This is a genomic window from Nocardiopsis trehalosi NBRC 14201 (genome assembly GCF_001552555.1).
In the GTDB taxonomy this organism is placed as follows: domain Bacteria; phylum Actinomycetota; class Actinomycetes; order Streptosporangiales; family Streptosporangiaceae; genus Nocardiopsis_B; species Nocardiopsis_B trehalosi.
This window is the reverse complement of the sequence record NZ_BCRK01000194.1, coordinates 1-11421: the sequence shown is the minus strand read 5'-3', so window position 1 is coordinate 11421 and position 11421 is coordinate 1. Positions and strand designations below refer to the sequence as shown.

Sequence of the window (11421 nt, the reverse complement as noted above, 5' to 3'; positions counted from 1 at the left end):
CGACCCTGCTCGGCGGCTTTGCCGCCTCGCGGGGTCGTCCCTTGTGTTTTCCGGGGGGAGACCCCCCGAGCCCTCCCGGGGTACCCCCCTGTGGCCGAGGCCGCGTGGACCTCCCGTCCGGGTGAGGCGCGTACGACGTTCGCAGGACGTGGGAGATCGGTCCGGCGCAGGAGGGAATCCGCAGGTGGAGCGCGCATCGTGGGTGATGGGCACGCCGAACGGGCGTACCCCCGCCACGAGGGAGGCTCCCATGCTGGAGATCATCGGCATCATTCTGTTCATCCAGGGAGCGCTGGGGTTCGGTGGCCCCGCGTTCTTCGGCCAGGAGGCCGGCCTGCTGCACCAGTGGGTCGACCTGCCGCCGGCCGCCTATCTGGGCATCACCGTCATCGGGGCGGTCCTCACCGCCGCCGGCACCGTCCTGCGCCGGTCGTCCCGGGCCGACCGTTGAGCCCCGCCCCGCCCCGCGGCGACCCCGCGGGCGGGACGGCGCCGCCGGCCCTCAGCGCTCGACGGCGCCCACGAGCCAGGCGACCTTGCGCGCCGTCAGGGCGAGGCTGTCGCTGCTCCCCAGGTACACGCCGAAGGACGCCAGGAAGGCGTGGTCGTGCGCGCGCCGCTCGCACGACACGTCCTCCACGGCGTAGTCGGACTGCGGGTTGCTCACTCTGAGCACGGGCGGGTCGTCGTCGATGATCCGGGCCCAGACGCCGTAGTCCGTCAGGGCGTCGGCCAACCGGGAGAGCTCGCGGTGCTCGTCCGACGCCGGAGCGGCGGTCGGAACGGTGCCGGAGCTGATCGGGTGCGGATCGGCCATAGCGCGTCCTTCCCTCTCGGAATTGCTGTGGCCGCCATTGTCGCTCCCCGTCACCGATCGGCTCCGCCAACGCGCCGAGGGGCGCCGAGCCCGCGGCCCGGCGCCGCCGCGCGCGCCCGCGCGGCGGCGGCCGACAGCGATCCGGGCGCTCAGCCCTTCAGCCGCAGCCAGGCCTGCCGGGCCGCCTTGCGGGCGGGGGCGGGCAGCCGCCGGGCCTGCTCGCGGGCCTGGTCGACCAGGGGCGCCAGCCGCCGCCGCGCCCGGTCCTGCAGGGGGCGGGTGACCAGCCAGCCGGTGGGCGTGCGGAGCAGCACCACCCCGAGGTCGCACGGCTCGCCGCCGCCCACCTGCAACTGCCACGGCCCCACCCCCGGCGGGGTGGGGAAGGTGGCCGTCAGCACCGCGTGCGGCGCCGACGGCGACCCCTCGCGGGTGGCGTTCACCCGGGCCGCGACCGTGAGCGGCGGACGCCCGTTGCGGGCCACCCGCAGCGGGACCTCCACCCCGGACTCGGCGGCGCGCAGCACCAGCGGGATCTCCAGCCGCAGCCCGGTCGGGGTGGGCGTCGCCCGCGCCGCCGCGGGGGCGCGCAGCGCCCGGCGCAGCGGCCGCCAGCTCCCGTCGACGCCGATCACCAGGTGGCCCTTGCCGTTCCAGTGCGGGTTGACGAACGACGTGCGGTCGCCCAGGTCGACGAACGCCGGGGTGCGGGTGCGGTCGGCGTCGGCGCCGCGCGCCGTCCCCACCGTGTGGTCGCTGCCCGCGCCGCCCAGGTCGAAGCGGGTCCGGAACCACCACTGCCCGGACAGCGGGTTGCCGTGGTCGGCGGCCGCGGTGTCGACGGTGATGGTCCCCGGCAGCTCCAGGGTGAACCGGCCGGGGCCGGCCGGGCGCTCGGCGCGCTCGACCTGCACGGGGACGCGCAGCGACGCCGGGTCGCCGGAGCGGCGGGCGAACACGCGCACGTCGGCCTTGCCGAGGGCGTCGCCGATCTCGGCGGCCGCGCGGATCTCGGGCACCGCCATCAGCTCCGCGGGCAGGTCCCAGTAGACGCGGTCGTCCTCGCGGAGGAACTCCATCGGCCGACCGGTGGACACCCGGGTCGGCTCGACCACGACGTCGACGTGCAGCCGGGTGCCCTCCCACCGGAACCCGGTGACGCGGGTGCGGTGCGCCATGTCCTGCTCGAAGCCGGCGAGCGCGGTCATCAGCTCGGGCGTCCCGTTGAGCAGGGTGGTCGCGCGCAGCCGGGTGAACGGGTTCAGCTGGGCGGTGACGTGCTCGGGGATGCGCGACCGGACCAGGTCGGCGCCCAGGGCGTGCAGCCGGCGGACGTGCTCGGCCTCCTGGCGGAGGAACTTGGGGCCCTGGTACTGGCCGAGGAGTTTGGAGCGGTACCAGTGCGCGTACAGCCGGTCGCGCAGCTTCCCCGGCGGGACGTTCTCCTCGACGATGTCGAAGATGTGGCCGATGCTGCGGAAGAACCCGACCGGCTCCTTCGGCGCGAACGAGATGTTGCCGAAGTCCTGGTTGCGCACCCAGTAGTAGCAGGTGTAGTCGTGCACGACCGACACCCGCGACGTCGCCAGGTAGGCGCGGAGCATGAACATGTGGTCCTCGAGGCGGACCTTGCCCTCGTCGAACCGGAGCTTGTTGTCGCGCAGGAACGCGGTGCGGAACAGCTTCTGCACGGTCAGCGTGGTCAGCAGCAGGCGGTCCTTGCGGATGTCGCCGCCGCGCATGGGCTTCTGGAAGATCTCGCGCGGGGCGTTGCGGCCGATGCCGGCGACGCGGCCGATGACGATGTCGGCGGCGTCCTCGTCGGCGCGCGCCACCAGGCGTTCGAGCGCCTCGTCGCCGAGCCGGTCGTCGTCGTCCATGAAGAACACGTAGTCGCCGCGCGCCCGGTCGATGCCGATGTTGCGCGGGCGTCCCGGCCACCCCGAGTTCTCGATGTGCACGACCTGGAAGTTCGGCTCGTCGGCGAGTTCGGCGTCGAGCAGCTCCCCGGTACCGTCGTCGGAGCCGTCGTCGACGTAGACCACCTCGAACCGGTCGCGCGGCAGCGTCTGCCGGCGCAGCGACTCCAGCCCGTTGAGGATGCCCGCTGACGTGTTGTGCGCGGGAATGATCACCGTCACGGCGATACCCATTGACTCCCCCTTGAGACGGGAACCGAAGGGGGGAACTCCGGACACCTGTCATCCATTCATCTGATCCACGGCTGTCGCCGGGCGTTCACCCGGCGGGGTCGGCTGTGCGAGAGGGCCCGACGCGCGAACGCAGCCGGGCGCGGCGCGCCCTTCCCGACATGGCTTAGACGCCGACCACCCGCGCCCGGATGACCCGGCGGGCGGAGTTCGCGCGGGCGGGGCGGCGCGGGAGGCGGCGGGACGGGCGTGGTGCGGCCGTGCGGTGGGCCCGGTGACCGCGGTGCTCCCGCGGGGGCGCCGTGACCGGCCGACCTCAGGATACTGCGAACCGTGTCCGGCCGGACACGGAAGCGCGGCGCCGGGTCCGGGCCGCCCCGCGCGGGGTGCGCGGGGCGGTGTGGTGTGCGTCACCGTGCGGCCGCCGGGGGATCACAAGGGGCGCACCCACGCGCCGCGGCGCAGCACGCCGGCGGTCGACAGGTCGGGGTCGAGCAGCAGCAGGTCGGCGTGGTAGCCCTCGGCGAGGGCGCCGACACCGGGCAGGCCGAGGGCGCGGGCGGGCACGGCCGACGCCGAGCGCGACGCGGCGGCCAGGTCCAGGCCGAGCACGCCGACGGCGCGGCGCACCGCGTCGGGCAGCACGATCGTGCTGCTCGCGATCTGCCCGCTGTCGGCCAGCCGGGCCTCGCCGCCCTCCACCCGCACCCGCAGCTTGCCCAGCGTGTACTCGCCGTCGCCCAGACCCGTGGCGGCCATGGCGTCGGTGACCAGGGCGACCCGGTCGGGCCCGGCGGCGTCGAACACCAGCCGGGCCGCCCCGGAGGCGACGTGCACGCCGTCGTTGATCAGCTCGACGGTGACCCGCTCGTCGTTGAGCGCGGCCGCGATCGGGCCGGGCTCGCGGTGGTGCAGCGCGCGCATCTGGTTGTAGATGTGGGTGGCGACCGTGGCGCCCGCGTCGAACGCCGCGCGCGTGGTGGCGTAGTCGGCCTCGGTGTGGCCCACCGCGGCCACCACGCCCTCGGCGGTGGCCGCGCGCACCAGGTCGAGCGCCCCCGGCAGCTCCGGCGCCACCGTGATCATCCGCACGTGGCCGCGACCGGCCTTGAGGACGCGGGCGAACTCCTGGAGGTCCGGGTCGCGCAGCAGCGCCGGGTCGTGCGCCCCGCACTTGGAGCGGGAGATGTAGGGGCCCTCCAGGTAGATGCCCGCGATCTCGCCGGCGTCGGCGAGTTCGGCCAGCGCCGCGACCTGCTCCAGGGTGTCCTCGGGGGTGGCGGCCACCAGGCCGCCCACCACCGTGGTGGCGCCGTTGGCGCGGTTGAACTCGACGATCCGCATCAGCCGCTCGGGGTCGGGTTCGGTGAACGCCGCCCCCGCGCCGCCGTGCACGTGGATGTCGACGGTGCCCGGCAGCACCCAGCGGCCGCCCGCGTCGACCTCGGTGGTGCCCGCGCCGGCCGGCGGGGCGCCGTCGCCCAGCGCGGCGATGCGGCCGTCCTCGACCCGCAGCCACCCCTCGCGCACCCCTTCGGGGGTGAGCAGCCGCGCGTTCGTCAGCGTCGTCCCGGTCGCGCCCTGCGCCATGTCCCGCGTCCTCCTGTGCCCGATGCCACACGTCGTTCGGTCCACGTGGAGGATATGCGGTGCCGGGTCCGCGACCCCCGCGAACCAGGGGCGTCGCGGCCGCCGGGCGGGCGGGCGGCGCCCCCGCCGCGGCCGGCGCCGCGCGGGGCCCGGTGACCGGGCGGCCGCGTGCATTGACGGCGGCGGTGCGGCCGCTCATTATGGAGAGCATGTCCGCCGGTGAGCTGCTCGTCCAGCGCCTGCACGTCGATCTGCGACAGCAGGCGAGCGCACTCTGTTGTAGGTAGCGCCCCGCGGGGCCCCGCCCCGCGCAGCGGGGGAGTCCCCGCATCGCCACCGGAACCGGCCCCCTCCCGCGCGTCCGCGCAGCGACAGGTCCGCACAGCGACGTCCCGGCCCTGAAGCGCGGTCCGGCCCCTTTTCCGGTGCCCGATGATCCCGCCCGCCCGGACGCCTCCCGCCGCGTCCGGCCCGACGATCCCTTCAGCGCTCGGCGGCCGCCCCCGGCCGCACTCACCAGGAGAACGCCATGACCCGTATCACCGTGCTCGTCGCCGCCCCCGACGCCCATTCGCCCCTGCGCGCCGCCGCCGTGCGCGCCGCCGAGGCCGCCGCCGGCCACACCGCCGCCCCCGCCGCCCCGCACGTGGTCGACCTCGCCGAGCTCGGCCCCGCGCTGCTGGCCGCCGACACCGGGCGGGACGTGGTCGACGCCCTGGCGGCGGTGCGCGGCAGCGAGGTGCTGCTCGTCGCCTCCCCGCAGGTCCACGGCAGCTACACGGGGCTGCTCAAGGTCTTCCTCGACCGGCTGCCCGAACTCGGCCTGGGCCACACCGTGGCCGTGCCCATGGCCGTGGTCGACGACCTGCGCAACGGCCGCAACATCGAGGAGGACCTGCGGGTCCTGCTCGCCGACCTGGGGGCCTGGGTGGTCGAGCCCGGGCTGCTGCTGTCGCGCGGCGAGCTGGCCGACCCCGGCGGCGTCGTGGCCGCCTGGGCCGAGGTCGCCGCGCCCGCTCTTCGCGAGGCGGTCGCCGTCTCCGTGTGACCACCCCCCACCCCGGCGCGCGCCGCCCGCGGCCGGGGCGCGCCCGCGCCGCACCCGCGGGGGCGGCGCGGGCCCGGACCCCTCGGGGTCAGCCCGCCGGGTGCCGGGGCCCGGCGGTGTCCAGCCCCGAGCGGTCGCGGGCGGTGTCGGCCTCGGCCCGCGCCCCGTTGCCGCGCACCAGCACCACCACGGCGAGGGTGAGCGCGAACCCGGCCGCGCGCAGCGCCAGGGCCACCGGGTCGCCGGGCAGGTCCTCGCTGAAGACGACCGTGCCCAGCACCACCATGAACACGTTGCCGACGACGTTGGCCACCGGCGCGGTGACCGAGGCGCGGGCGCGCTGCATCGACGTCTGGAACAGCACGATGCCCACCGCCCACCCCACGGCGTACAGGTAGGGGTAGGGGGAGGCGAGGACGGGCAGGACCGCGTCGATGAGGCCGCGGTCGGCGAGGAGGCCGCCCACGGCCTTGCCCTGGAGCCCGGCCACGCCCTGGGCCAGGCCCGCGGCGGCGCCCATGGCGGCGGCCGACACGTAGCGGCCGCGGCCGCCGGCGAGCGCCATCGCCCCGACGCAGGCGAGCACGGTGCCGACGCTGACGGTGAGCAGCAGCGGGACGTCCGGGCGGGTGCCGGTGGCGCCGCCCGAGCCGAGCGACAGGCTGAGCAGCAGCAGCGCGACCGGCATCAGGCCGAGGGCGACCTTCTCGCCGCGGGTGATGGGGTCGCCGAGGACGAGTGCCACGACGAGCAGCATGGTGGAGATGCCGCCGGCGAACGCGGGCTGCACCACCGACACCGGGGCCAGGCCGAGCGCCACCACCAGGCCGACGCTGCCCGCTGCCGCCAGCGCGCACCCCGCCACCCAGCGGGGGTTGCCCAGCAGGACGCGGGCGAGGTGGAACGGGCGGTTCAGGCTGATGCCGGGCGACCGGTGCAGGGCCCGCTGTTCGACGGCCAGCCCGATCGAGTACACGGCGGCGGAGAGCAGCGCCGCCAGGAGACCGGCCACGTCATCGCCTTTCGCTACGGGTGGCCCGCGGGCCACGGACGCGGGGCGTCCCCGCTCGGTACGGGGCGCCGGACGGCCCCCGCTCACGGCGGGACGCCGGCGGCCCCCGCGCGGCGCGGGGGACGGGGTGGCCCCGCTCACTCCTTGCCCCCGTGTATATAACACGTTCTAGTCTGGTGGCGGTGTCCACGACCCGACGAGAGGGCCGCCCCCCATGCCCACCCCCCACTCGATGCCGCCGTCGGCATCCGCTCGCGCCCGCCTCGCCGCGGCGGTGCTGCGCTCCCGCGACCGCGCCGACCGGCGCTCCGGAACGGGGCGGCCGGAGGAGGGCGGGGGGCCGGGTGACGAAGGCCGTCCCGCCGGGAGCCCGCTGTCCACCGGGGCGGACGCCTCCGGCGGTCCCGCCGTGCCGGGGGAGACGCGCGGCGGCGCTGTCCCGCCCCCAGGGGGCGGAGAGCCGCCCCGGGGGGACGGGACCGGTCCTCCGTCCGGCGATGGGGACGGCCCGCCGTCCGGAGGCGGGGCCGGGCGGCCGGGGCGGCGCCGCTTCCGGCCCACGCTGCTCGGCCTCCTCGGCGTGACGCTCGCCGCCATGTGCGTCACCCTGCTGCTCATCCAGACGTTCGTCGGCACCTTCCGCACCGGCGACCCCGGCGCAGCCCCCACCCCGACCCCCGACGTGGTCGCCACCCCGCCCGGGGGCACCGTGCGGATCATGGTCGCGGGCGACTCGATCGCCCAGGGCAGCAGCGGCGACCACACCTGGCGCTACCGCCTCTGGCGGCACCTGGAGTCCGGCGCCGACGTCGACTTCGTCGGCCCCTACGACGACCTCCTCGACGCCGCCACCGGCGACTTCGGCGACCACTCCTACGCCGACCCCGAGTTCGACCGCGCGCACGCCGCCGTCTGGGGCGCCACCGCCGAGGACGTCGCGGCGGGCATCGGCGAGCAGGTCGCCCAGCACGACCCGCACTACCTGCTGCTGATGGCGGGCACCAACGACCTCGTGCGCGGCGGGACCGCCGAGGACGCCCTGAACGGCGTCCGCGACGCCGTCGACACCGCCCGGGTCGCGCGCGGCGACATCCGGGTGGTGCTGGGCGAGCTCACCCCCGTGTGGGGGACCGGTGCCGACGAGGAGACGAACACCGAGGTCGCCGCGTTCAACTCCGCCCTGCCGCGGCTCGCCGCCCAGCTCAACGGGGCGGACTCCCCGGTGGTCGTGGCGGCCACGGCGGACGGCTACGACCCGGCCGACGACAACTGGGACACCACCCACCCCAACGCGCGCGGCGAGGTGAAGATCGCGGCGGCGTTCGCCGACACGCTGGCCGGGCCGCTGGGCCTGGGCGAGCCGTATCCGCGCCCGCTGCCCGAGGTCGAGATCGGGCCGCGCACCGCCCCCGAGGTCCAGGTCGCCGACGACGGCACCGAGGCCGTCCTCACCTGGGACCCCGTCCCCGGCGCGACCTCCTACCAGGTGCTCCAGCAGCGGGTCCGGCCCGATCCCGACGACCTCGTCCCGCTGCCCATGGAGGTCGCGGGCGCCGCGCCGGACGAGGGGCGGACGGCCCGCGTCGACCGGCTGCTCAGCGGCGCCACGTACGCGTTCGTGGTCCGCCCCTACAAGGGGGGCGACGCCGGGCGCGCGTCGGAGCGCGTGGAGGTCACCGTCGACACCGAGCCGCCGCCCGCCCCGGAGCGGGTGCGTATCGAGGAGGACGGCGGCGGGCCGGTGCTGGTCTGGGAGCCGGTGGCCGAGGCCGGGCACTACGAGATCTGGTCGCGCCCCCTGGAGTGCCGGCCGGACCCCACGCCGTCCCCCGGTCGCGGCCGCGACGCCGCCGACGGCGACTGCGCGCCGCGCGACGGCGAGGGCCCGCGCACCGGCGCTGGCTGGGCGGGTGTGGCGGTGGTCGACGGCGACCCGCGCTGGCCCATCGCGGCCGACGGCCACGGCGCCTACGAGTTCGCCGTCCGCTCCCACCGCGACTACGTCCCCGGCGGCTTCTCCACCCCGGTCTCCCACCCCGACTGACCGCCCCGCCCGGCCCCACTCGCGGACGCCGGGATAGGGGAGCGGCCCCGGGGCGGGCCGGGGCGGGTGGGGTGGGGTCGGTACTGTCGGGGGATGGGTGAGGACCGCCGCCGGTCGGTGGCGCGCGCGGCCGGGCGGCTCGCCCCCTGGGGGGTCGGGGCGGCGGCCGGTGTGGCCGCGCTCGGGCCCGTTCTGGGGCCGGGGTTCGTCCTCCGCTACGACATGGTGTTCGTGCCCGACCCGCCGCTGTCGGTGGTGACCCTCGGCGCCGGGGGCGGCTTCCCCCGGGCGGTGCCCAGCGACGCCGTCGTCGGGGCGCTCGCGCGCGTGCTGCCGACCGACGCCGTCCAGGCCGGGCTGCTCCTCGCGGTGTTCGTCCTCGGGGCGGCCGGGGCCGCCCGCCTGGTCCCCGGGACCGCCCTCCTTCCGCGGCTCGCGGCCGCGCTGTTCTACGTGTGGAACCCCTTCGTCGCCGAGCGCCTGCTGCTCGGCCAGTGGGCCGTGCTGCTGGGCTACGCCGGGCTGCCGTGGGTGCTCGCGGCCACCGTGCGCCTGGCCGGGGCGCGCGACCTGCCCCGGCTGGTGACCGCCCTGGCGCCCGCCGCCGTCGGCGGCTTCTCCTCCGCCGTGCTGTCGGCGCTCGTCGCGCTGCCCACTGCGCTGCTCCGCCCCCGGCGCCGTCCCGCCCCGGGGGGTCCTGGAGCGGGGGCCGATCCGGCCGAGGACGGGGTGGCGGTCGACCGCTCCGATGGACCCGCCGGACGGCCGGGCCGGGGGCCGACCGACCGTGCCGGGCGGTGGGGCCGGGGGTCGGCTGACCGCGCGGGCGGGCGCGCCGGGCGGTGGGGTCGGCGTCCGGGCGACCGGACCGGGGGTCCGGCGGCGGCGCGTGCCGGGCGGGGGCTCGGGCGGGTGGGGGCCGCCGGGCTGGTGGTGGCGGCGCTGGTGGTGGTCGGGCTGCCGTGGCTGGTGCCCGCCCTCGGCAGCGGGGCGCGGACCGACCCGGCGGCGGTGGACCTGTTCGCGGCGCGCGCCGACACCCCGTTCGGGGTGGCGGGGTCGCTGCTGGCCCTCGGCGGGATCTGGAACGCGCAGGCGGTCCCCGACGGCCTCGGCCACCCGCTCGCGGCGGCCTGCCGACTCGTGCTGTCGCTGGCGGCCCTGGCCGGATGGGTGGGGCTGGTGCGGCGGGGCGGCGTGCGGTACGCGGCGGGGCTGTCGGCGGCCGCCGTGGTCGGGTTCGGGATCGCCCTGCTCGGGGCCGCCGAGCCGGGCCGGGACCTGCTGCGCGCGTTGATCGCCGCCTGGCCCGGGTTCGGCCCGCTGCGCGACGGCCAGCTCTACGTCGCCCCGCTGGCACTGCTCCAGGCGGTGGGCGCGGGCGGCGCCGTCGCCTGGCTCCTCGCGGCGGGCCGGGCCGCCCCCGCCGGCTTGGGGGGCGACGGGGCCGGTGCGGCCGGCCCGACTGGGGCCGGCCGGTCCGGTGTCGATGGGGCGGATGTGGTGGGTGGGTCCGGTGTGGTGCGCGGGTCCGGTGGGGCGGACGCGGACGGGGCGGGCGTCGCCGCCGGGGGTGACGGTGTCGGCCGGTCCGCCGGGCCGGGGGCCGACGGATCGGCCGTGTCCGCTGGGGCGGGTGCCGGCGGATCGGGCCGGTCGGGCGGGGCGGGGGGCTTGTGGGGGGTCGGGGTGGTGGTCGCCCTTGCGCCGGTGGTGCTGCTTCCCGGGCTGCTGTGGGGGGCGGGCGGGCGGCTGGTGTCCGTGGAGTACCCGGAGGAGTGGACGGCGGTGGCGGCCGAGGTCGCCGCCGATCCGCGCCCCGGCGCGGTGGCCGTTCTGCCGTGGAGTGCCTACCGGGGGCTCGACTGGGCCGGGGCGGGTCCGCCCGTCGTCGCGCTCGACCCCGCCGTCAAGCTGTTCGACCGCCGCGTCGTGTGGAACGATGACCTCCGGGTCGCCGACGCCGGCGGCGTCCGCACGATCACCGGCGAGGACCCCCTCGCCCGGGAGGTCGCCCGGCTCAACGCCGCCGGGCTCGACCCCGCCGACCACCTGACCCGGCTCGGCGCCCTCGGCGTGCGCTACGTGCTGGTCGAGCGCGAGGCGCTGCGCGGCCCCGACGCCGCCACCGACCCGCTGACCGCCCACCTGCTCAGCGAGAACAGGTTCTCGTTCGACCCCGATGTGGCGGCGGTGCGCGCCTTCGGGCCGCGGCTCGCCCTGGTGGAGATCTCGGACGACCACGTCGAAGCCGGACACGACCGGCTGACGGGGTTGGAAGTTACCGGCTGGTTAGTTACAGTTGGGGCACTTGTCTGGTCATTCACTGCATCAGGTTCTAGTCTCGTCTCCATGCGTCCGGCCCGCAGCGCCGGGACGGCCCCGCGGAAGGAGCGCTCCTCGTGATCAAAGTCATCGCCGCCTCGGTGATCGGCGCGGCCCTGGCCGGCGGTCTCGCCCTGGTCGGCACCACCGTCGCCACCAACGCGTCGTCGTCGGCGGAGCCGGTGAACCAGTCTCTCTACAACTACGGCGACCGCTAAGGGTCCGCCCGGCGGAACCGGGGCCGCCCACCGCGGCCCCGGGCGCCCGCCCCTCCCGTGCGGCGCGACGGCCCGCGGCCCCGCCCGCCCGCGACCGCCGGGGACCACCCCTCGTCCCGGGGTGCCGCGACCCGTTCCGCGGCCGCGCGCACCCGCGGTGCTCAGACCCCGCCCGGCCCCGCCGCCCCCGCCCCCAGGGGAGCGGCCGCGCCGACCG

The 11421-nt window shown here is 77.4% G+C and carries 9 protein-coding genes; 5 read left to right on the top strand and 4 right to left on the bottom strand.

What is annotated here, in order from left to right; translation table 11 throughout:
- Positions 1-250 precede the first annotated feature (250 nt).
- Positions 251-451 carry a hypothetical protein gene (locus NT8_RS24065; RefSeq protein ID WP_067974072.1) on the top strand — a complete coding sequence of 67 codons (201 nt, stop codon included), beginning with the start codon at positions 251-253 and terminating at the stop codon, positions 449-451.
- A gap of 51 nt (positions 452-502) precedes the next feature.
- On the opposite strand, the gene NT8_RS24060 is transcribed toward NT8_RS24065, so the two are convergent.
- From NT8_RS24060 to nagA, 3 genes are all read right to left on the bottom strand, one after another.
- Complete coding sequence (locus tag NT8_RS24060; RefSeq protein ID WP_067974069.1) at positions 503-817, bottom strand: hypothetical protein; 315 nt, start codon at positions 815-817, stop codon at positions 503-505.
- A 149-nt stretch (positions 818-966) separates the two neighbouring features.
- Positions 967-2970, bottom strand: coding sequence for a glycosyltransferase family 2 protein (locus NT8_RS24055; protein ID WP_067974068.1), 2004 nt, complete (start codon positions 2968-2970; stop codon positions 967-969).
- A 429-nt stretch (positions 2971-3399) separates the two neighbouring features.
- On the bottom strand, positions 3400-4557 hold the full coding sequence (gene nagA, locus NT8_RS24050) for an N-acetylglucosamine-6-phosphate deacetylase (protein ID WP_067974065.1): 1158 nt from the start codon (positions 4555-4557) through the stop codon (positions 3400-3402).
- Between the two features lie 529 nt (positions 4558-5086).
- On the opposite strand from nagA, the gene NT8_RS24045 reads away from it, so the two are divergent.
- Positions 5087-5605 carry an NADPH-dependent FMN reductase gene (locus NT8_RS24045; protein WP_067974064.1) on the top strand — a complete coding sequence of 173 codons (519 nt, stop codon included), beginning with the start codon at positions 5087-5089 and terminating at the stop codon, positions 5603-5605.
- An 88-nt stretch (positions 5606-5693) separates the two neighbouring features.
- Here NT8_RS24045 and NT8_RS24040 read toward each other — a convergent pair whose 3' ends face one another.
- Complete coding sequence (locus tag NT8_RS24040; protein ID WP_067974061.1) at positions 5694-6617, bottom strand: hypothetical protein; 924 nt, start codon at positions 6615-6617, stop codon at positions 5694-5696.
- Positions 6618-7212: 595 nt separating this feature from the next.
- Between NT8_RS24040 and NT8_RS24035 the strand changes: the two genes are divergently transcribed.
- The 3 genes from NT8_RS24035 to NT8_RS30070 all read left to right on the top strand — a co-directional run bounded on the left by NT8_RS24035 (position 7213) and on the right by NT8_RS30070 (position 11204).
- Entirely contained in the window at positions 7213-8661 is a 1449-nt protein-coding gene (locus tag NT8_RS24035) for a GDSL-type esterase/lipase family protein (protein WP_245646310.1), read from the top strand.
- Between the two features lie 93 nt (positions 8662-8754).
- Positions 8755-11067, top strand: coding sequence for a hypothetical protein (locus tag NT8_RS30485; RefSeq protein ID WP_067974060.1), 2313 nt, complete (start codon positions 8755-8757; stop codon positions 11065-11067).
- Entirely contained in the window at positions 11064-11204 is a 141-nt protein-coding gene (locus tag NT8_RS30070; protein WP_169805253.1) for a hypothetical protein, read from the top strand. Before NT8_RS30485 ends, NT8_RS30070 begins: the two co-directional genes overlap by 4 nt.
- Positions 11205-11421: the final 217 nt, after the last annotated feature.